Here is a 21,746-nt window from a genome sequence, read left to right on the forward strand (position 1 = left end):
AGGCGGGGGAAGCGCAACATTATATTGTTTCAATACTAAAAACGGAAATGGGCCGCCCGAAGGCGGCCCACCTGTCCTGCGGGCAGGAATGCTCCAGGCCCTAGTGGGCCTGTTCCCAGTTTTTGCCCACGCCCACCTCGGCCACCAGCGGCACGCGCAGGGTCGCCACATTGCACATCAGGCGCGGCAATGCTTCCTTGACCAAGTCCAGTTCGGCGTCGGGCGCTTCCAGCACCAGTTCGTCGTGCACCTGCATGATCATGCGCGTCTGCAGCTTTTCGGCTTCCAGCCAATCCTGCACCGCGATCATGGCCATCTTGATCAGGTCGGCCGCCGTGCCCTGCATGGGCGCATTGATGGCCGCGCGCTCGGCTCCCTGGCGCCGCGGGCCGGAGGCGCCGCGGATTTCCGGCAGTTGCAGGCGGCGTCCGAAGACGGTTTCCACATAGCCCTGCTCGCGCGCGCGGCGGCGGGTGTCGTCCATGTACATCGCCACGCCGGGATAGCGGGCGAAATAGCGGTCGATGTAGGCCTGCGCGGCATCGCGCGTGATACCCAGGTTGGACGCCAGGCCGAACACTCCCATGCCGTAGATCAGGCCGAAGTTGATGGCCTTGGCGGCGCGACGCTGCTCGGTGGAGACGCCCTCCAGCGACACGCCGAACACTTCCGAGGCCGTGGCCCGGTGGATGTCCTCGCCCGCCGCGAAGGCGCGTTGCAGGTTGGCGTCGTCCGACACGTGCGCCATGATGCGCAGCTCGATCTGGGAATAGTCCGCCGACAGCAGCATGCCCTGTTCGGCGATGAACGCCTCGCGCACGCGCCGGCCGGCTTCGGTGCGCACCGGGATGTTCTGCAGGTTGGGATCGGACGAGGCCAGGCGGCCGGTGATGACCGCAGCCTGCGAATAGTGCGTGTGCACGCGCCCGGTGTTCGGGTTGATCATGCGCGGCAGCTTGTCCGTGTAGGTGGACTTCAGCTTGGACAGGCCCCGGTATTCCAGCAGCACTTGCGGCAGCGGGTAATCCTGCGCCAGCTTGCTAAGCACTTCTTCGTCGGTCGACGGCGCGCCGCTGGCGGTCTTGCGCACCACCGGCAACTGCATTTGGCCGAACAGGATCTCGCCCAGCTGCTTGGGAGAATTCAGGTTGAAGGGCTGGCCGGCCAGCTCGTAGGCCTTCTGTTCGAGCTGCAGCATTTCCTGGCCCAGCTTGTGGCTCTGGCGCCCCAGTTCCGCGGCATCCACCTTGACGCCATTGCGTTCGACCGTGGTCAGCACCGCCGACACCTGCATTTCCAGCAGGTAGATGCGGTTCAGCCCTTCGTCGGCCGCCACCATGGGGCGCAGCACTTGATGCAGCTGCAAGGTGAAGTCCGAGTCTTCGGCGGCGTAATGGCCGGCCTGGTCCACCGCCACTTCGTCGAAGCCTATCTGCTTGGCGCCCTTGCCGCAGAGGTCCTCGTAGGACACGCCGCTGCGGCCCAGGTAGCGCTGGGCCAGGTCGTTCAAGCCCACGCCGCGGTGCGATTCCAGCACATAGGCCTGCAGCATCGTGTCTTCGGTGATGCCGGCCAGCTTGATGCCTTCGTTGGCGAACACGTGCGCGTCGTACTTGGCATGGTGCAGCAGCTTGGCGCGGGACGCATCTTCCAGCCAGGGTTTCAGGCGCGCCAGCACCTCGGCCTTGGGCAGCTGCGGCGCATTGTCCGGGCCCCGGTGCGCGACCGGGATGTAGCACGCCACGCCGGGCGACACCGCCAGCGACATGCCCACCATCCGGGCCTGCATTTCGTCCAGCGAAGTGGTCTCGGTGTCCAGCGCGACCAGCGGCGCGTCCTTCAGCTTCTCCATCCAGGCGTCGAACGCGGCCCAATCGGAGAGGATCTGATAGTCCAGTTCCACGGGCGCGGCGGGCGCCTCGTGCGCGACGCGGGCGTCGCCCGCCGGCACCCGCTCGGCGTCGCCGGTCAGGTCGCGCAGCCAGGTGCGGAAACCGTAGCGCTCGTAGAGTTCGGTCAGCGTCGCATCGTCGCGCGGGCGCGGCGTCAGGTCGTCCACGCCTTCCACGTGGCCGGCCAGATCGCAGTCGTACTTCACGGTCAGCAATTGGCGCGTCAGCGGGAAATTCGGAATGGCCTCGCGCAGATTGCTGCCGGCGACGCCCTTGATGTCTTCCGCACCCTCGACCAGCTTGTCAATCGAGCCGAATTCCGTAAGCCATTTGACCGCCGTCTTCGGACCCACCTTGGTCACGCCGGGGACATTGTCCACGGCGTCCCCCACCAGCATCAGGTAGTCGACGATGCGGTCGGGCGGCACGCCGAACTTGTTGACCACGCCGGCCTCGTCCAGCACTTCGCCGGTCATGGTGTTGACCAGGGTGACGTGGCTGTTGACCAGCTGCGCCAAGTCCTTGTCGCCGGTGGACACGATGGTGTGCACGTCGTGTTCGGCCGCGCGCTTGGCCAGGGTGCCGATCACATCGTCGGCCTCGACGCCTTCGATCGCCAGCACCGGCCAGCCCAGCGCGCGCACGGCGCGATGGATGGGTTCGATCTGCGCGGCCAGATCTTCCGGCATGGGCGGACGATGCGACTTGTACTCCGGGTAGAGATCGTCCCGGAAGGTCTTGCCGCGGGCATCGAAAATACATGCGGCATACTCTGCCTTATGATCAGAGACAAGTTTGCGCAGCATATTCACCACGCCGTAAAGCGCCCCCGTGGGTTCGCCTTGCGCGTTGCGCAAATCAGGCATAGCGTGGAAAGCGCGGTACAAGTAACTTGAACCGTCGACCAGTAATAAGGTTTTTTTCATGGTTACAAAGGCAGATATGGCAATAGCTGCGGAAACACCCGCCAACAAACAAATTCCGCTGATTATGTCAGAGATACGGACGGCGGCAGACAAGCTCGCGAACATCGGGCCTGCTGTCAGCGTCTTCGGCAGTGCGCGAGTCAGCCGTAATTCCCCCCACTATGAAACCACCATCGCAATTTCCGCCGCTCTGGCGGATGCGGGTTTCGCGGTAATCGCCGGCGGCGGTCCCGGCATCATGGAGGCAGCCAACAAGGGCGCGTTCGAGGCAGGCGGCACCAGCATCGGGCTGAACATCAGCCTGCCCCACGAAGCGCACAACAATGAATACCAAACCATCAGCCTGTCATTCGAGTATTTTTTCTCGCGCAAGGCAACCTTCTTCATGCACAGCTTCGCCTATGTGGCGATGCCTGGCGGTTTCGGCACCCTGGATGAACTCTTCGAAGCGCTGACGCTCATCCAGACGGGCAAGGTCCCGCCCGCCCCCATCGTACTGGTGGGCAGCGAATACTGGTCTGGCCTGGTCGAATGGCTGGGCGGCCAGGTACTGGCCAACGGCATGATAGGCGCGCACGACCTGGACCTCTTCATCATCGAAGACGATCCCGTCAAGGTGGTGCGCAAGGTGGTGGAATTCCACGCCAAGGTCAACTCGGACGCGCAATACGCGCCGTCCTTGCCGGCCTGAAATCGCGTATAGATCGGACCCGCGCCGCCGCCAGGCCGCCCTAAGGCGGCGCAGCCCCCTCGGGGGGCAGCAAGCGTGCGTAGCACGCGCGGCGTGGGGGCCCCTACTACTTGCGCATAAATGACGGCAGTACGTCCGCCGGTATCGGGCAGACATACGGCTGTCCACGGCGCGTTTCCATCAGTTCTTCCTTGGCGCGCGCCAGTGCCTCGGGCTGCGTGTACAGATCGGCGGCGGTCGCCGCGATGATCTTGGCCGCATGCACCATGCCCTTGTGCGCCATGGACATCTTGCCCTGCGCCACCATCTGCCAGGAATGGAACGGCGTGCCGTAGGCATAGCAGGCGCCCCAGCATTGCGCCGTGGGCGTGACCCAGCTCACGTCGCCCACGTCGGTTGAGCCATAGGTGATCTCGGCCTTGCCAGGTTCATAGGGCGCCACGCCAGTGAACAGCGGCGTGGGATTGCGCAGCACCGCGCCCAGGTTCTTGCCGGCGTTGTCGATGTCGTCCGCGGAGATCGAGTCCCACATGCGGCGCGCCGCCTGCTGTTCGCCCGCGCTGTAATCCGGCCCCTGCAGCAACTGCATGTTGGCGTACATGATCTGGTTGAGCACGCCATTGGGGATGTAATTCGAGCAGGCCTTGTCGAATACGATTTCCAGCTCGCAGCCCGTCATCAGCGCCGCGCCGCGCGCCACGTTCTGCACGCGCTCGTACAGTTCGGAGGCCTGCGAATTGATGGGTGCGCGCACCAGGTACAGCACCTCGGCGCGGGCCTGCACCACGTTGGGTGAAATGCCGCCGCTATTGGTCACGGCGTAGTGCACGCGCGCATCCGGCACCATGTGTTCGCGCAGGTAGTTCACGCCCACGTTCATCAGTTCGACCGCGTCCAGCGCGCTGCGGCCCAGGTGCGGCGAGTTCGCCGCGTGCGCGGCGATGCCGCGGAAGCGGAAATAAGCCTGGATGTTGGCCAGCGAGGACTGGTGGAAGATGCCTGTGTGCGAGGCGGGATGCCAGGTCAGCGCCGCATCCAGGTCATCGAACAGGCCGGCGCGCGCCATGAAGGTCTTGCCCGAACCGCCCTCTTCCGCCGGACAGCCGTAGAAGCGGATGGTGCCGGGCAGGCCGTTGGCCTCCAGGAATTCCTTCACCGCCACCGCGGCGAAATGCGCGGCCGTGCCCAGCAGATGGTGGCCGCAGCCGTGACCATTGCCGTTCGGCGTTTCCGGCGAAGGCTGGCAGGCGTAGGCGCCGCTTTCCTGGCTCAGGCCCGACAGCGCGTCGTACTCGCCCAGGATGCCGATCACAGGCCCGCCGCTGCCCGCTTCCGCCACGAAGGCGGTGGGAATGCCGGCGGCGTCGCGCGTGACGCGAAAGCCTGCTTCCTCCAGCATCGCGATGTGCAGCTCGGCGGACTTGTGTTCGTCGTAGCGCAGTTCGGCCAGGCTCCAGATGCGGTCGCTCAGTTCCGCGTAGCGCTCGCTGCGCGCGTCGATGAACGGCGCAAGTTTTTCGATGGCACCCATTGTCTCTCCTGTGGCTGTAATGGCGGGGAAATACCGGTCAGGTCACTCGTCGAGCTTGATGCCGGCAGTTTCAATGATTTTGCGGTTGGCGGCCAGCGTCTGCGCGATGCGCTCGGCGAAGGCCTGCGGCGTACCGGCATCGGGCTGCGCGCCCATGCCGGCCAGGCGCTGCACCAGCGCCGGATCCGCCAGCGCGCGCACCGCGGCCTCATTGAGGCGCTGCACCACGGCATCCGGCGTGCCTGCGGGCACGACCAGGCCGAACCAGGTCTGGCCTAGCGCGTTCAACTGCGGATAGCCGAGCTCCGTCATGGTCGGCAGCTCCGGCATGTCGGGCATCCGGGCGGGCGCCGACACGGCGATGGCTCGCAGCTTGCCGGCCTTGACCAGCGATTGCGCGGAGGCGTACTGGTCCTGCTGCACCTGCACTTCGCCGCCCACGGCGGCGGTCAGCGCCGGCCCCATGCCGCGGTACGGCACGTGCAGCACGTCGACCTTCAGGTCGGCATTCATGGCCGCCAGGTTCAGGTGGCCCAGCGAGCCCACGCCGGGCGAGCCATAGGAATACTTGCCCGGATGGGCGCGCAGTTCGGCCAGGAATTGCGCGAAGTCCTGCGCCGGAAACGCCGGATTCACCATCCATACGACCGGCACCGTCGCCACCGACGCCACCGGCTTCAATTGCGTCTGCGGGTCGACGCGCTTGGTGCCGTACAGCAAGGGGTTGACGGCCATGGTGCTGACCGTGGCCATGCCCAGCGTGTAGCCGTCGGGCTCGGCCCGCGCCACCGCCTCGGTGCCAAGCAGGCCGCCCGCGCCTGCGCGGTTTTCCACCACCACGCTCTGGCCCAGCTCCTTGCGCATACCCTCGGCCACCGCGCGGGCCAGCGCGTCCGTGGACCCACCAGGCGCAAACGGCACGATCAGCCGCAGGGGCTGCGAAGGATAGGCGCCCTGGGCGGCGGCCAGGGACGAAACACTGAAAGTTACGGCGCAAACCAGCGCGTGCAGCAGACGGGACTTCATGGACCAGCCACTCCTGGGGAACGGAAGCAATCAACGGGATCGCTGCATTGTGTCCAGGGCATATCCTAATTTCAAATACATTAATGCGTGGATATATTCGTATTTTGAATATCTAGATTGCCCGCGCCATGGACATCGCCCCCGCCACCCTGCTGTCCCGCCTGCTCGCCAAGGGCCGCCTGCGCCACCTGCAATTGCTCGCCAGCATCGCCGACCTGGGCAGCATCCAGCAGGCGGCCAGCCATATCGGCCTGAGCCAGCCCGCGGCCACCCATGCGCTGGCCGATATCGAGGACCTGCTGGGCGTGCAGCTGTTCGAGCGCCATGCCCGCGGCATGCGCACCACGCGCAGCGGCCAGCTCATGGCGGAATGCGCCCGCAGCATGCTGACGACGCTGCGCGCCTCCACCGATTCAGTCGCGGCCCTGCGCCAGGGCGCCACGGGCTATCTGCGCCTGGGCGCCATCCCTGCCGCCAGCGGCGGCCTGCTGGCCGAGCGCCTGCCCGCCTACCTGCAGGCGCGCCCGGGGCTGCAAGTGGAGGTGGTGGAAGGCAGCCGCGAGCAGTTGCTGCCGCAGGCGGCTGGCGGCAGCCTGGACATGCTGCTGTGCCGGCGTCCGGAAGCGGTGCCCGCCGGTCTGGAATTCGTGCCGCTGCAAGACGATGCGGCAGTGATCGTGGCCGCCGCCGGCCACCCGCTGCTGGATCCGGACAGCGCGCCCACGCTGGCGCAGGTGGCCTCCCAGCTATGGATCGAGCCCCGGCCGGAACTGGCGATCCATGCGGTGTTCAAGGCTTTTTTTGAACGCGCCGGCGTGGTGCCCCGACTGTGCAGGCTGAGCAGCGCCGCCCCGCCCATGCCGCTGCTCATCGCCGTCATGCAGGCCCAGGAGGCCCTGGCGATGGTGCCGCAAACCCTGGGTAACTGGTACATGCAGCATGGGCACTTCCAGCGCGTGCCCATCGAATCGCCGGGCTCGTTCCAACCCATAGGCGCGATCGCGCGCGACCATGGGCCAGGCCGCGATTTCCTGGACTGGCTGGCGGCCAGCCGCCCCGCCCGCTGAAACGGAGCCAGGCGGTTGAACCTGCGCCAGCGGGCTGAACCGGCCCCACGCGGCTCAACCCGTTCAGCCTATGTCGCCGCCCGCCACGTACATGATCTGCCCGGTGATGTACGACGCCTCGGGCGCGGCCATGAAGCAGATCGCCGCGGCGACCTCCTCGGCCTGCCCCAGGCGGTCCTGCGGCGTGTCGCGCAGGCAGGAGGCATACATCTCGCCCACCCACGCGGTCTCCTGCGCGGAAGGCGTCTCGTGGTGGCGCGGGATTGCGCGCACCCCGTTGTCCAAGGCGCCCGGCGACACGCAATTGACGCGCACGCCGGACTTCGCCAGTTCCAGCGCCATGCAGACAGTGGCGGCATGCACGCCGCCCTTGGAGGCCGAGTACGGCACGCGGTAGATGCCGCGCGTGGCGTTGGAACCCACGTTGACGATGGCGCCCGCGCCCTGCGCCCGCATCACCGGGATGACTTCGCGGCAGGACCACAGCGTGGGCCAGAGCGAGCGGTTGACCTCGCGCTGCATCTGCTCGGGCGAATACTCCCAGAACGGCCGGGTCCAGATCGTGCCGCCCACGTTGTGCACGGACACGTCGATGCGGCCATTGATTTCCAGCGCGGCCCGCACCATGGACTGCGCGCCCGCATGGGTTTCCAGATCGGCCTGCACGAAGCTGGCGCGTCCGCCCGCGGCGCGGATTTCCTCGGCCACGGCGGCGCCCTGCTCCTCCGCCCGGTCCACCACGACCACCTGCGCGCCTTCGGCCGCCAGGCGCCTGGCCGTTGCCCGGCCGACGCCCTGGGCTGCGCCCGTGACCAAGGCTACCTGGCCCTCGAATCGTAGATGTGTGTTCATGCTTGTGTCGTCCTTTGCAGTATCAATGCGCCGCGGACAGCGCGCCGTCGGGGCGCGCGTGCTTGAGCTTGAGGCTGAATACCGCCAATGCCGCGACCGCCAGGGGTATGGCCAGCGCGATGAAGAATCCCGAAGGTCCGCCCCAGGCCAGGAAGCTGCCGCCGATGGCCGAACCCGCGATCGCTCCCGCGCGGCCCATGCCGATGGCCCAGCCTGTGGCAGTGGCGCGCAAGGCGGTGGGGTAGGCGCCCACGACCAGGTAATTCAGCGCGATCTGCTGCCCGCCTATGCCGAAACCCGCTGCGCCGACCAGGATGAAGACCAGCGTCCAGTTGTCGCCGGCGTAGCTGAGGCCTACGGTCACCGCAATGCCCAGCGCGAACATGCCGCCCAGCAGCCGCCGGGTGTTGACGCGCGGCAGCATGAAGGACAGCGGAATCGCGCAGATGATGAAGACTGCGTTGACGATGACCGTCCCCATCGGCGCCTGTTCAGCGGGCAAGCCCGCAGCCTTGAGCACCGTGGGCAGCCACGACAGCAGCATGAACCACGCAACCCAGTTCAACAGGTACACCGCCCAGATCGCCACGGTCTTGGCGCCGTGGCCATCGGAGAACAGCGCGCCCACGCCGGCGCGCGCGACGGATTCCTCCGGCACGGTGAACTGCGCATCCGCGCCCAGCTTGCGGCTCGATATGGTCGAGAGAATCCTCGCGATGTAGCGCTGGCTTTCCGGATCGCGGCGCGTGGCCTTGAAGTACAGCGACTCGGGCAGCATCAAGGCGGCGACGGCCAGCAACGCCAACGGCGCCAGCCCGCCCACGATGAAGATGCCTTCCCAGCCGATGACGGGCAGCATGCGCGCGGCCAGCAGGCCGCCCACCATGGCGCCCGCGGGCAGGCCCAGCAGCACGCCGGTCATGATGGCGCCGCGCAGGCGCGCCGGGCCATACTCGGCGGCCAACGCCAACAGCACCGGCGTGCAGCCGCCCATGCCCAGGCCGGCGATAAAGCGCAGCACCAGGATGTGGGTAGTGTCGGTGGCCCAGGCCGTGGCCAGCGTGGACAGGCCGAACAGGGCCAGGCCCAGCATGATGGCCGGACGACGGCCGATGCGGTCGCCGATCAGGCCCAGGGTCATGGCGCCCACCGTCATGCCGACGATGCCGGCGGTCAGGATGGGCGCCAACGCGCCAGCCTTCAGATCGAAGGCGGCCAGGATCGCTGGCCCGGTGAAGGCGATGGCCTGCGTATCGAATCCGTCGAACAACGCGATCAGGAAGCACAGGGTGAGGACGCGCCATTGAAAGGCGCCCAGGCGCTCCTGGTCGATCAGCGTCGGTATCGACCAGCTGTTGGTAGCGGTCATGATGTTTGTCTCCATGGCGCGGCCGGACCCGGCCTCGCGCCTGCGGGATTGTTCTGTGTGGTGTCGGGAACGGCGGCGCCGCGGCGGGCGCCGCCGGGGTGACGCTTAGGCGGTGGCACGGTCCATGCGGGCTTGCGGACGGGCCTCGTCGGCGTCGAACGCCGGCTGCATCACGAAGTCGAAACAGACGCGCGTGAACGGCGCGTCCACGCCCAGGCTCTCATAGCCCGCGGCCGGAGTGCCCGGCTGCAGTTCGACCACCAGGCCGTCACGCGTGGCGAAGGCGAAGTCGTCGTCCAGGAAGGTGTCGCCCGGGATGTTGACCTGGGTCGTCAAGGTACGCTGGCCTTCGGCGGCCACCAGGAAGTGGATGTGGGCCGGCCGGTTGCCATGGCGGCCCAGCGCCTCGAACAGTTCGGACGTGGGGCTGTTCGGCGGAATCGCGTAGCCCGGCGGAATGAAGCTGCGGAAGCGGTAGCGGCCCTGCGCGTCGGTCTTGATCTTGCGGCGCAGGTGATAGTCCTCCTGGTCGGGGTCGAAATGCGAATACCGCCCCAGCTCGTTGGCGTGCCAGACGTCGACGAGCGCGCCGGCGACGGGCTTGCCGTCCACGTCGCGCACCTGCCCTTCCATCACCAGCACCGTGCCAGGCGCGGGGTCTTCGTCCAATCGGGCTTCGCCGTCGGACAACGGCGCGCCCGCAATGTAGAGCGGCCCCTCGATGGCGCGCGGCGTGCCGGCGGCGCGGCCGGCGGCCTCGTCGGCCTCTTCTTCGCGGATGTCGATCAGGCGGTCAAAGCCCAGGCCCGCGGTGATCAAACCCATCTGGCCGCTGGCGCCCAGGCGCGCGAGCCAATCCACCCCCGCCCAGAACTCGTCGGGCTTGATGTCGAGATCGTCGATCGCGCGGAACAGGTCCGACACGATGCGCTGCGAGATCTGCCGGACCCGGTCGTTGCCGGGATTGACCTGGGAACTGTTGACCAGGTCCAGTAGTTGTTGCTGGGTATATTCAGCCATGATGCGTCTCCTGCTTTTTGGAATGATCGGGAAGATGGTGGGTCAGGTCGCGGCCGGAATGCCGCGGCGGCCGAGGTCTATCGTCGTTGGCGTCAGGCCCTCTCTGGCGCGGTCGAAGCGGTCCAGCCGTTTTTCATCCACGACGACGCCGAAGCCGGGGCCGTCGGGCAATTGCAGTTCAAAGTCGCGCACGGCCATGGGCTGTTCGACGATGTCGTCGACCAGCAGTTGCGGACCGAACAGTTCGCAACCGTGGTGCTGGTCGGACAGCGTGGCAAACACATGCGCGGAGGCCGCGCTACCCAGCGAGGTCTCCAGCATGGTTCCGCCGTACCAGCCGATGCCGGCGGCTTGCGCCACGGCCGCGACTTCGCGCGTGCGCAGCAGGCCGCCGTGCTTGGCGACCTTCAGGGAAAACACATGGCAGGCGCGCTGCGAGGCCAGCATGAACGCGTCCTGCGCGGAGCACACGGTTTCGTCCGCCATGATCAGCGCCGCCGAACCCAGCGACTGCGTCGCCTCGCGCAGGGCCTGCACGTCCCACTGCGCCACCGGCTGTTCGATCAGGGTCACCCCGGCCTGCACCAGTTGCGGCAGATAGCGGCGGGCGGTGTTGCCGTCCCAGGCCTGGTTGACGTCCACCGTCATCGCGGCGCGGCCGTCCAGGCCGCGCGCAATGCGCGTCACGTGCGCCACGTCGTCGGCCGGACTGCGCGCGCCGATCTTGAGCTTGAAGAGGCGGTGGCGGCGCGCCTGCATCATCTGCTCGGCCTCGTCCAGATCGCGCTGCGAATCGCCGCTGGCAAGCGTCCAGGCCAGCGGCAGGCGTTCGATGCGCTTGCCGCCCAGCAACTGCCAGGCCGGCACGCCGAGGCTGCGCGCCACCGCGTCGATCAGCGCCATCTCGACGGCGCTCTTGGCGAAGGCATTGCCCTTGCAGACGGCGTCGAAACGGTGGATGTGTTCGGCGAACCGGCGGGCATCCGCGCCGGCCACTGCCGGAGCGAGGTAGTTCTGGATCGCGTGCAGGATGGTTTCGGGCGACTCCTCGTTCCACGACGGCCCGCCTATCGTCGCCGCCTCGCCAAAGCCGCAGGCGCCGTTGGCGAGCCAGAGCTGCACAATGACCGGGCTTTGCCGGTTGATGGCGCCGAACGAAAACTTGTGCGGCCGGATGGTCGGGATGTCGACGATCCTTGCGTGGATGCGCTCGATGCGCCAGGGGGCGTCGTCTGGCGTGGTCGGAGCCTGGGTTGAAACGGAAGTCATAAAACCTGAAACCCTGCGTGAGTGATGCAGGCAAGATTAGGGCCCAGCCGGTTTTGCATCCAATGATTTATATTGCACTTATTGTTCGATACCATCGAATGAAAAATCGCCCATCATTGACCGCCCGTTCCGGCTTTGCACCAGGAGTCCCGCCGATGGAATTGCGCCAGCTACGCTACTTTCTCAGCGTCGCGGAAACCGAGCACCTGACCCGTTCGGCGGACGCCCTGCACGTCACCCAATCCACCCTGTCGCATGGCTTGCGGCAGTTGGAGGAAGAGCTGGGCATGCCCTTGTTCGACCGCATCGGCAGGGGGTTGCGCCTGTCGCAAGCGGGCCGGGTGCTGCGCGACCACGCCAGCCGGGCCTTGCAGGAAGTCGAAGCCGGGAAAATGGCTTTGGCGGATCTGGCGGGCCTGCAGGCTGGAACCCTGACCATAGGCGTCATCCCCACCTTCCTGGCCCATTTCGTGCCAGACGCCGTGGCCAGCTTCAGCCTGGCATTCCCGAAGGTTCAGATCCAGGTGCGCGATCTGCGGGCCGGCCCCATCGAAGACCTGCTGGTCAGCGGCCAGCTGGACCTGGGCATTTCCTTCCATCCGGCGCTGCGCGAAGAAATCGAGGCGCAACCCCTGTTCGACGAGCGCCTGCAGGTAGTGGTCGGCAAGAACCATCCGCTGGCCTCGCGGCGCAGCCTGCGCATGCGCGACCTCGCGGGCGTGCCGCTGGCGCTGCTGCCCCGCAGTTTCGCCACGCGCCGCATGATAGACGCGGCCTGCGCCCAGGCGGGGCTGGCTCCTGACGTGCGGGTGGAAATGGAATCGGTGGACGCGCTGATCCACCTGTGCCGGCAAGGCGAACTGGCCACCATCGCCGCCGAGCATGCGGCCGGCGCGGCGGGATCGGAATTGAAGAGCATCGCGCTCACCGATCCGACCACCATCCGCCGCGCCGCCATCCTGTGGCGCAAGGAAGCATCGCGCAGCCGCGCGGCGCAGGAGTTCGCCGCCCGGCTGCTGGACGCGGTACAGCGCCTGCCGGGCGCGGTGGCTGCCAGCCGCCGCTGAAAGGCGTGCGCGGGCACACGGCCGCGCCGATAGTCCGCCATCACGCCGCAAAAAAAACGCAGCCCGAGGGCTGCGTTCTTTCTGTACCGGTGCGAAGCTGCGCTCCGCGCAAGTCCTTTAGACGGCGGATTCGCGCGCGGCGCGCTTGCGCTCGTTTTCCAGCAGGTGACGCTTGCGCAGACGGATCGACTTCGGCGTGATTTCCACGAGTTCGTCGTCGTCGATGAATTCCACTGCGTATTCCAGCGACATCTGGATCGGCGGAACCAGGCGCACGGCTTCGTCGGTGCCCGAGGCGCGCACGTTGGTCAGCTGCTTGCCCTTGATGGGGTTCACGACCAGGTCGTTGTCGCGGCTGTGGATGCCGATGATCATACCTTCGTACAGCGCATCGCCCGGGCTCACGAACATGCGGCCGCGATCCTGCAGCTTCCACAGCGCGTAGGCCACGGCATCGCCTTGGTCCTGGCTGATCAGCACGCCGTTGCGGCGCTCGCCGATCGAGCCTTCCTTGATGGGCGCGTATTCGTGGAAGATGTGGCTCATCAGGCCGGTGCCGCGCGTCAGCGTCAGGAACTCGTTCTGGAAGCCGATCAGGCCGCGGGCCGGGATCAGGTATTCCAGGCGGGTGCGGCCGCGGCCGTCCGGCTGCATGTCCTGCAGGTCGCCCTTGCGGCGGCCCAGTTCTTCCATCACGCCGCCCTGGTGGGCGTCTTCGACGTCGACGGTCAGCGATTCGAACGGCTCGCACTTCACGCCGTCGATGTCCTTGAACACCACGCGCGGGCGCGACACGGCCAGCTCGTAGCCTTCACGGCGCATCGTTTCCAGCAGAATGGTCAGGTGCAGTTCGCCACGGCCCGACACTTCGAACACCGTGTCGTCACCCGTGTCGCGCACACGCAGCGCCACGTTGGACTTCAGTTCGCGATCCAGGCGGTCGCGCAGCTGGCGGCTGGTCACGAACTTGCCTTCACGGCCGGCCAGCGGCGAGGTGTTGACCATGAAGTTCATGGTCAGCGTGGGCTCGTCGATGCGCAGCATCGGCAGCGCGTCCTGCGTGACCGTGTCGGTCACCGTGCAACCAATGCCCAGTTCTTCGATGCCGTTGATCAGCACGATGTCGCCGGCTTCGGCTTCCTCGACGACGACGCGCTCCAGGCCGTGGAACTTCAGCACCTGGTTGATGCGGCCGCGGCCGCCCTGGCCTTCGGGGCCGAACTTGTAGGCCACTTCCATGCCGGGACGCATGCGGCCGCGGTTGATGCGGCCCACGCCGATCTTGCCGACGTAGCTGTTGTAGTCCAGCGAGATGATCTGCATTTGCAGCGGACCATTGGGATCGTCTTCACGCTGCGGCACGTGTTCGAGAATGGCTTCGAACAGCGGACGCATATTGCCTTCGCGCACGTCGGCGGTCAGGCCCGCGTAGCCCGACAGGCCCGATGCGTAGATCACCGGGAAGTCCAGCTGCTCGTCGGTGGCGCCCAGCTTGTCGAACAGGTCGAACGTGGCGTTGATGACGAAATCGGTGCGGGCGCCCGGGCGGTCGACCTTGTTGACCACGACGATGGGCTTCAGGCCCAGGGCCAGCGCCTTGCGGGTCACGAAGATGGTCTGGGGCATGGGGCCTTCCACCGCGTCCACCAGCAGCAGCACGCCGTCGACCATGGACAGCACGCGCTCGACTTCGCCGCCGAAGTCCGCGTGTCCCGGGGTGTCGATGATGTTGATGTGCGTGCCTTCGTATTCGACGGCACAGTTCTTGGCCAGAATCGTAATGCCGCGTTCTTTTTCCAGATCGTTCGAGTCCATGACCCGTTCGGTCAGCGCCTGGTTTTCGCGGAAGGTGCCGGATTGGCGCAGCAGCTGGTCGACCAGGGTGGTTTTACCGTGGTCCACGTGGGCGATGATGGCGACGTTGCGCAAGGCGCGAGTCATAGCGAGTCCTTTAAGGTCAGGGTGGAGGGCAGCAAGCCCTCCGGCAATTCGTTCAGTGCAAGCAATGCCTGCTTGGGATCTGGCATGGCCTGCAAGGCTTCCAGCGCAACGGCGCGTTCCAGAGAGAAAGGCCCGACGTGCGTGCGCCGCAGCGCCGTCAGGTGGGCGTAACAGCCCAGCACGCGCCCGATGTCCTGGGCCAGTGTCCGGATGTATGTGCCTTTACTGCAAGCCACATCGATCTCTGCCTGCGTCCCGTCAAGGGACAACAATTCGATGCGGTGTATCGTGATCTGGCGCGGCGCCCGTTCCAGCTCGATGCCTGCGCGCGCGTACTCGTACAAGGGCTTGCCGTCGCGCTTGAGCGCGGAATACATGGGCGGAATCTGCTCGATCGTGCCCGAGAAACGTGACAGCGCGTCGCGCAACGCCTGTTCATCTACGGTGAAGCCCGGCTCGGCGGTCGACACGACATTGCCGGTCAGGTCGCCAGAATCGGTTTCAGAGCCAAATTGCAGCGTAGCGCGATATGCCTTGTCGGCGTTGAGCATCGCGCCGGAAATCTTGGTTGCGCGGCCCATGCAGCACACCAGCAGGCCGGTGGCGAAGGGATCCAGCGTGCCCGTATGGCCGGCTTTCGCCGCGTCCATGGCACGTTTGGCGCGTTGCAAGGCGTGATTACTCGACAAACCCACGGGTTTGTCGAGCAACAGCACACCGTCGAGCGTAAGCCCGCGTCGTTTAGCCATCGTCGGAATCCGGTTTAAAGCAGTGACGACAGCCCGATCAGGACTGGTCTTCAGGTTCGTCGGGCACGCCCGAGTGCGGGCCGGGCCGGTTTGCGCGGTCGATGAGAATCGACATCTCGATACCACGGGCGATCTGCTCGTCGTGGAAGAAACGCAAAGTGGGGACAGTGTGGATGTGCAGCAGCTTGTACAGCTGGGAATGCAGCCAACCGGCTTTCTCGTTCAGCAAGGCGGTCGCGGCTTCGGGCTCGGCGCCCAGAACCGTGAAATACACCTTGGCATGCGCGTAGTCGGTCGATAGTTCCACACCAGAGAGCGTGATCAGTCCAGCGCGGGTCGTGTCGATCTCGCGCTGGATGATCCCGGCCAGATCCTTCTGGATCTGGTCGGCCAGCCGCAGATTGCGACCGGGGATGGCTTTGGACTTGTGACGGCTCATTAGAAAAAATGCCTCGCGGACGCCTTACAGCGTACGCGCGATTTCCTTGATTTCAAAGACTTCCAGTTGGTCGCCCACCTGGAGGTCGTTGTTGCCGCGCAGCGTAAGGCCGCAGTCGAAGCCCGACTTGACTTCCTTGACGTCGTCCTTGAAGCGGCGCAGCGAATCGAGCTGGCCGGTCCAATGGACCACGTTGTTGCGCAGCAGGCGGACTTGCGAATCGCGACGCACCAGGCCGTCCAGCACCATACAACCGGCGATATTGCCGATGCGGGAGATGCTGTAAACCTCGCGGATCTCGACCAAGCCGATGATTTCTTCCTTCTTCTCGGGCGCCAACATGCCCGACATGGCTGCCTTCACCTCATCCACGGCGTCGTAGATGATGTTGTAGTAGCGCACGTCAATGCCGTTGTTCTCGGCCAGCTTCTTGGCGCTGGCTTCGGCGCGGACGTTGAAGCCGATGACGACGGCGTTCGAGGCGATGGCCAGGTTGATGTCGCTTTCCGAGATGCCGCCGACGGCAGCGTGCACGACCTGCACGCGCACTTCGTCGGTCGACAGCTTGGTCAGGGACTGCACCAGCGCTTCCTGCGAACCCTGGACGTCGGTCTTGACGATCAAGGCCAGGGTCTGCGTGCCCTCGCCCAGGTTGTCGAACATGGACTCGAGCTTGGCGGCCTGCTGGCGGGCCAGCTTGACGTCGCGGAACTTGCCCTGGCGGAACAGCGCGATTTCGCGCGCCTTGCGCTCGTCGGACAGCACCATCAGTTCGTCGCCGGCAGCCGGCACTTCGGTCAGGCCCTGGATTTCCACCGGGATGGAGGGGCCGGCTTCCTGGATAGGCTTGCCGTTTTCGTCCAGCATGGCGCGCACGCGGCCGAAGCTTGCGCCGGCCAGCACCACGTCGCCGCGCTTGAGCGTGCCGCTCTGCACCAGGATCGTCGCGACCGGGCCGCGGCCCTTGTCGAGACGGGCTTCGATCACCAGGCCCTTGGCGGGCGCGTCGACGGGCGCCTTCAGTTCCAGCACTTCGGCTTGCAGCAGCAAGTTTTCCAGCAGATCGTCGATGCCTTCGCCGGTCTTGGCGGACACGCCCACGAACGGCACGTCGCCGCCGTATTCTTCCGGCACGACCTGTTCGGCCACCAATTCCTGCTTGACGCGGTCGAGGTTGGCGGAGGGCTTGTCGATCTTGGTCATGGCCACGACCATGGGAACGCCTGCGGCCTTCGCGTGGTGGATGGCTTCGCGGGTCTGCGGCATCACGCCGTCGTCGGCCGCGCAGACCAGGATGACGATGTCGGTGGCCTTGGCGCCGCGGGCACGCATGGCGGTGAACGCCTCGTGGCCCGGGGTATCAAGGAAGGTCACCATGCCGCGCTCGGTCTGAACGTGGTAGGCGCCGATGTGCTGCGTAATGCCGCCGGCTTCGCCCGCGGCAACCTTGGCGCGGCGGATGTAATCCAGCAGCGAGGTCTTGCCGTGGTCGACGTGGCCCATGACGGTCACGACCGGGGCGCGCGGCAGCTGTTCGGCTTCCGACACGCTGGCGGTTTCGTCCAGGAAAGCTTCCGGATCGTCCAGCTTGGCGGCGATCGCCACGTGGCCCAGTTCCTCGACCACGATCATGGCGGTTTCCTGGTCCAGCACCTGGTTGATGGTGACCATCTGGCCCAGCTTCATCAATTGCTTGATGACTTCGGCGGCCTTGACGGACATCTTGTGGGCCAGGTCGGCCACGCTGATGGTTTCCGGCACGTGGACTTCACGCGCGATGAATTCCTGCGGCGCCGGCTCGTTGCGGCGATCGTTCTGCTGGTTGCGGCCGCCTCGGCCGCCACCCTTGCCGCCGCCCTTGCCGCCTGCACGCCAGCCGTCACGGCTGGCCGGGGCTGCCGGCTTGTCCGCGGGCTTCTTGCGCGAGGCGTCATCGGACCAGGTCGAAGCGACTTCGGCGGTCTTGATGGTCTTCTTCGCGCCGGGAGCGGCGGGCTTGGCGTCCTTCTTGGCGCCAGGCGTCGCGCCGGGCTTGCCGGCGGGCTTGTGCAGCGTGCCGGAGATCGGCGCGGCTGCGGCGGCGGGCGCTTCCGGTTCCGGAGCGCGCAGCACCTTGCGCGGACGGTTCAGCATCTCGCGCAGAGCAGCGGCTTCAGCCTCGGCCTTGCGGCGGGCCTCATCGCGGGCTGCCGGCGCCGCGGACGCGGCAAGAGGCGGGCCTGCGCGGCGGTTGTCCGCACGGTTGCCAACCCTGACGGCGGGCGCGGCGGGCTCAGGCTTCGCGGCGGATTTGACGGGTTCGGATTTCGCGGCAGGCTGAGCCTGGGCGACAGGCGCGGCGGCCTGGGGGGTAGATGGTTCGGACTTATTGGCTAGCACAACGGGTTCCGGCTTGGCTTCTTCAGCCTTGGGCTCGGTGGATTCAGTCTTGACTTCGGGCTTGGCCTCTTCGGCCACGGGCTCGGCAGGAGCAGGCGCCGGCGTCGGTTCGGGTTCAGGCTGGGCCTGGACTTCGGTGGCTTTCGCCTCGACGGGAGCGGGCGCTTCGGCCGCGACGGATTCAACAGGCGCAGGCGCTTCGATCGGCGCAGGCGCTTCAGCAGCAACGGGCTCTTCCGCCTTGACAGGGGCAGCAGCCTCCGCCTGGACGGGAGCGGCCTCGTGAGAAGCGGCCGCGGCAGGAGCCTCGGGGACGACGGGCGCCGATACCTGCGGCGCCTCATCGACGGCTGCCTCATCTTCGGCGCGCGCGGACGCGGCCTGTTCCAGGGCGATTTCGGAGGGATCACGCTTGACGAACACGCGCTTTTTACGCACTTCGACCTGGATCGTGCGCGAACGGCCGGTAGCATCCGCCTGGCGGATTTCGGACGTCTGGCGGCGCGTCAGGGTGATCTTCTTGCCTTCGGTCGCGCCATGGGCGCGACGCAGCGATTCGAGCAATTTCGCCTTGTCGCTGTCGGTGACGGAATCGTCGACCGATTTGAGGTCAACGCCGGCCGAGCGCAGCTGATCCAGCAGCACATTGGCAGGCATTTTCAGCTCGGTAGCGAACTGCGCGACGGTATTACTCGACATTAGGCTCTCTCTTCCCTATATGCAGCTATTACAAACAACGTGAACTCGCGGCGGCGGATATTCCGTCCGCCGCGGACCCGTGTCCTTTTGGTTATTCTTCGTCGAACCAATGGGCGCGGGCACGCATAATGAGGTCGCTGGCTTCCTGCTCGGTCAAACCGGCGATTTCCGCCAGCTCGTCCGTCGCCAATTCGGCCAGATCATCACGCGTATGCACTTGGCGCTCGGCCAGCTTGGCAGCCAGTTCGGGCGTCATGCCTTCGAGTTCAAGCAAATCCTGCGCGGTCTCAAGGCGCTCTTCCTGGGCGATTGCCTCGGTCAGCAGCGCATTGCGGGCGCGGGCGCGCAACTCATTGATGGTGTCTTCGTCAAAGGCCTCGATTTCCAGCAGTTCCTGCATGGGCACGTAGGCGATTTCCTCGATACCGGTAAAACCTTCGTCGATCAGGATGTCAGCGACTTCCTCGTCGACGTCCAGCTTGCTCATGAACGTGGCGCGCAGGCCCGAACGCTCGACTTCCTGGCGGTTCAGGCTTTCTTCCGGCGTCATGATGTTGATCTGCCAGCCGGTCAGCTCGGAAGCCAGGCGGACGTTCTGACCCTTGGCGCCGATGGCCTTGGGCAGGTTTTCCTCGTCCACCACGACATCCATCGCGTGCTTGTCTTCATCGACAACGATGGATTCGACGTTGGCCGGCGCCAGGGCGCCGATGACAAACTGCGCGGGATCTTCCGACCACAACACGATATCGACCTGCTCGCCGCCCAACTCGTTGCGCACGGCGGTAACACGCGAACCGCGCATGCCGACGCAGGTGCCGATCGGGTCGATGCGCTTATCGTATGCCACCACGGCGATCTTCGCACGCACGCCGGCATCACGGGCCGCAGCCTTGATCTCCAGCAGGCCCTGTTCGATTTCGGGAACTTCGTTCTCGAACAGCTGGCGGATAAAATCCGGAGCGGTGCGCGACAGGATCACCTGCTGACCGCGGGCGGCGTGGTCTACGCGCAACACAAACGCGCGGACCCGGTCGGCCACCCGGAGGTTTTCCTTCGGGATCATTTCGGAGCGCGGCAGGCGCGCTTCGATCTTGCCGGTTTCGACGATGGCGTCGCCCTTGTCCATGCGCTTGATCGTGCCGGACACGATGGATTCGCCACGGTCCAGGAAGTCGTTCAGCACCTGTTCGCGCTCGGCGTCACGGATCTTCTGCAGGATGGCCTGCTTGGCGGCCTGCGCGCCGATGCGGCCGAACTCGATGGGTTCGAGCGGCTCTTCGATGTACTCGCCTTCCTGGATGCCGGGGACGATTTCCTGCGCGTCCGACAGCATTTCCTGCTTGTCGGGCTCTTGCAGGCCAGCTTCGTCAGGCACGACCAACCAGCGGCGGAAGCCTTCGTGATCGCCCGTGTCCCTATCGATGGCGACACGGATGTCCGCATCATCCTTGAAGCGCTTTTTCATCGCCGAGGCCAGTGCGCTTTCGAGCGCTCCGAACACGACGTCGCGCGTGACGTTCTTTTCACGCGCCAAGGCATCGACCAACAGAAGAATTTCGCGACTCATCGCTTTTTGCCCTTGAAATCCAGAACGGGATCCAGTTTTGCACGTTCGATATCGTCGACCGTGAAATTCAACACCTGGACTTCGTTCTTTTTTGCCTCAAATTCGAGACCGAACACGGTCTTTTGCATTCCAGCAGCCGCGTCTGAGGCTGCGGCGTCGTCTTCGGGCATCGTCAAGATGCCGGCAAAGACCTTACGGCCGTCCAATGCCTCGCGCAGCTTGATTTCGATGCGCTCGCCTGCGAAACGGCGGAATTCAGCCTCGTTGCGCAACGGGCGATCTACGCCCGGCGAACCGACTTCCATCCGCTTGTAGTCGACGTTCTCGACTTCAAACACCCGCGACAACTGGCGGGATACCTGCTCACAGTCTTCGATGCGCACACCGCCGACCCGATCGATCGTGACGCGCAAAAGGCCCAGGGCGGCACGCTCGACGTCCACGAGTTCGACGTCCATGCCGGCCAGAGCCTCTTTGGTCAATGCGAATAAATCAGCCATATACTCAAAAAAAATGGGCTGCACGCCCAGCCCACCGTATTGCACAGAGCCCAGCCGCCACCCTACTGCACGTAAGGAGCAATGCTGGGCAGTGCCCTATATTGCGACCTAAATTTGGCTTGCGCCGCCACGGTCAATTCCGACCCGCCGCCCCAACCCGCAATCCGGGCCAGACGGCACCTGGCGCAAAGTCCGATGCCAACCACTGCCTGGCTGCCGCCACCGCTGCATTTGCTACGCTTTTGCCACGCACTTGCCATGCATTTGCGATGCGTTGGCAATGGGTTAGCGCGGGGCTTGCAAAGGCATTGCGGCCTTGCGGCACGCAAAAGGCAACGACACGAAGCCATGAAAACCATTGATTTTACCAGATAAACTGGAAAAACGCCTGATTCGTCACGGGCTTACGGCTATGCGGGACATATCCCGCCCGGCGGCGCGACCCGCGCGCCGCCTGACAGCGATCAGCGACCCTGACGGCCGCGCCCGCCCATCACACCGAGACGGGATTCGTGCGCCGACGCGCCACGCGGCTGCCAGTCATCACCCCGGGGAGACGAGGAGGCATTGCGCGGAGCGCGCGGCTTGCCGCCAGCGCCCGGCCCCTTGTTGCCAGGGGAACCGCCTGCCTTGTTGCCAGGGGAGCCGCCTGCCTTGTTACCTGCGGGAGCCCCCGTCTTGTTGCCGCCACGACCGCCGCCGGCTGCCGCCGGCTTGCCGCCACGACCGCCATTGCCGCGCGCGCCTGCGGGCTTGCCG

16 protein-coding genes and 1 pseudogene are annotated in these 21,746 nt (G+C 65.9%); 3 read left to right on the forward strand and 14 right to left on the reverse strand.

The window, feature by feature from the left end; all coding sequences use genetic code 11:
* Positions 1 to 100: 100 nt before the first annotated feature.
* The gene (gene polA / locus WBB14_RS08140) at positions 101 to 2,818 is read right to left on the reverse strand and encodes a DNA polymerase I (protein ID WP_424239378.1); all 2,718 of its coding nucleotides are present in this window, start codon (positions 2,816 to 2,818) and stop codon (positions 101 to 103) included.
* 64 nt (positions 2,819 to 2,882) lie between these two features.
* Here polA and WBB14_RS08145 point away from each other — a divergent pair, with 64 nt between their 5' ends.
* Positions 2,883 to 3,509, forward strand: a complete 627-nt coding sequence (locus WBB14_RS08145; protein WP_041652933.1) for a TIGR00730 family Rossman fold protein — start codon at positions 2,883 to 2,885, stop codon at positions 3,507 to 3,509.
* Between the two features lie 106 nt (positions 3,510 to 3,615).
* Here the strand turns inward: WBB14_RS08145 and WBB14_RS08150 are convergent, their stop codons facing one another.
* The gene (locus WBB14_RS08150) at positions 3,616 to 5,040 is read right to left on the reverse strand and encodes a M20 family metallopeptidase (RefSeq protein WP_424239379.1); all 1,425 of its coding nucleotides are present in this window, start codon (positions 5,038 to 5,040) and stop codon (positions 3,616 to 3,618) included.
* A 42-nt stretch (positions 5,041 to 5,082) separates the two neighbouring features.
* Positions 5,083 to 6,066 carry a Bug family tripartite tricarboxylate transporter substrate binding protein gene (locus WBB14_RS08155; protein WP_424239380.1) on the reverse strand — a complete coding sequence of 328 codons (984 nt, stop codon included), beginning with the start codon at positions 6,064 to 6,066 and terminating at the stop codon, positions 5,083 to 5,085.
* A 128-nt stretch (positions 6,067 to 6,194) separates the two neighbouring features.
* On the opposite strand from WBB14_RS08155, the gene WBB14_RS08160 reads away from it, so the two are divergent.
* On the forward strand, positions 6,195 to 7,133 hold the full coding sequence (locus WBB14_RS08160; RefSeq protein WP_424239381.1) for a LysR family transcriptional regulator: 939 nt from the start codon (positions 6,195 to 6,197) through the stop codon (positions 7,131 to 7,133).
* Positions 7,134 to 7,196: 63 nt separating this feature from the next.
* Here the strand turns inward: WBB14_RS08160 and WBB14_RS08165 are convergent, their stop codons facing one another.
* From WBB14_RS08165 to WBB14_RS08180, 4 genes are all read right to left on the reverse strand, one after another.
* Complete coding sequence (locus WBB14_RS08165; RefSeq protein ID WP_424239382.1) at positions 7,197 to 7,985, reverse strand: 1,6-dihydroxycyclohexa-2,4-diene-1-carboxylate dehydrogenase; 789 nt, start codon at positions 7,983 to 7,985, stop codon at positions 7,197 to 7,199.
* A 22-nt stretch (positions 7,986 to 8,007) separates the two neighbouring features.
* On the reverse strand, positions 8,008 to 9,354 hold the full coding sequence (locus WBB14_RS08170) for an MFS transporter (RefSeq protein WP_424239383.1): 1,347 nt from the start codon (positions 9,352 to 9,354) through the stop codon (positions 8,008 to 8,010).
* 105 nt (positions 9,355 to 9,459) lie between these two features.
* Positions 9,460 to 10,374, reverse strand: a complete 915-nt coding sequence (locus WBB14_RS08175; RefSeq protein ID WP_424239384.1) for a dioxygenase — start codon at positions 10,372 to 10,374, stop codon at positions 9,460 to 9,462.
* A gap of 42 nt (positions 10,375 to 10,416) precedes the next feature.
* Positions 10,417 to 11,643 (reverse strand): muconate cycloisomerase family protein, encoded by a 1,227-nt coding sequence (locus WBB14_RS08180; RefSeq protein WP_424239385.1) that lies wholly within the window; start codon positions 11,641 to 11,643, stop codon positions 10,417 to 10,419.
* A gap of 155 nt (positions 11,644 to 11,798) precedes the next feature.
* Between WBB14_RS08180 and cynR the strand changes: the two genes are divergently transcribed.
* Entirely contained in the window at positions 11,799 to 12,710 is a 912-nt protein-coding gene (gene cynR, locus WBB14_RS08185; RefSeq protein WP_424239386.1) for a transcriptional regulator CynR, read from the forward strand.
* A gap of 117 nt (positions 12,711 to 12,827) precedes the next feature.
* Here cynR and typA read toward each other — a convergent pair whose 3' ends face one another.
* From typA to WBB14_RS08220, 7 genes and pseudogenes are all read right to left on the reverse strand, one after another.
* Positions 12,828 to 14,651: a translational GTPase TypA gene (typA, locus tag WBB14_RS08190; protein ID WP_424239387.1), complete on the reverse strand. Its 1,824-nt coding sequence runs from the start codon at positions 14,649 to 14,651 to the stop codon at positions 12,828 to 12,830.
* Complete coding sequence (gene truB / locus WBB14_RS08195) at positions 14,648 to 15,400, reverse strand: tRNA pseudouridine(55) synthase TruB (RefSeq protein ID WP_424239388.1); 753 nt, start codon at positions 15,398 to 15,400, stop codon at positions 14,648 to 14,650. The genes typA and truB overlap by 4 nt, the downstream gene beginning before the upstream one ends.
* Before the next feature lie 37 nt (positions 15,401 to 15,437).
* Positions 15,438 to 15,839: a 30S ribosome-binding factor RbfA gene (rbfA, locus tag WBB14_RS08200; RefSeq protein WP_006388333.1), complete on the reverse strand. Its 402-nt coding sequence runs from the start codon at positions 15,837 to 15,839 to the stop codon at positions 15,438 to 15,440.
* 24 nt (positions 15,840 to 15,863) lie between these two features.
* Entirely contained in the window at positions 15,864 to 18,917 is a 3,054-nt protein-coding gene (infB, locus tag WBB14_RS08205) for a translation initiation factor IF-2 (RefSeq protein ID WP_424239389.1), read from the reverse strand.
* 91 nt (positions 18,918 to 19,008) lie between these two features.
* The gene (gene nusA / locus WBB14_RS08210; RefSeq protein ID WP_013392462.1) at positions 19,009 to 20,487 is read right to left on the reverse strand and encodes a transcription termination factor NusA; all 1,479 of its coding nucleotides are present in this window, start codon (positions 20,485 to 20,487) and stop codon (positions 19,009 to 19,011) included.
* Positions 20,484 to 20,987: a ribosome maturation factor RimP gene (gene rimP / locus WBB14_RS08215; protein ID WP_424239390.1), complete on the reverse strand. Its 504-nt coding sequence runs from the start codon at positions 20,985 to 20,987 to the stop codon at positions 20,484 to 20,486. The genes nusA and rimP overlap by 4 nt, the downstream gene beginning before the upstream one ends.
* A gap of 464 nt (positions 20,988 to 21,451) precedes the next feature.
* Positions 21,452 to 21,746: pseudogene (locus tag WBB14_RS08220) on the reverse strand (23S rRNA pseudouridylate synthase B); the annotation flags it as partial.

Source organism: Achromobacter sp. (assembly GCF_049647645.1).
GTDB lineage: Bacteria > Pseudomonadota > Gammaproteobacteria > Burkholderiales > Burkholderiaceae_B > Achromobacter.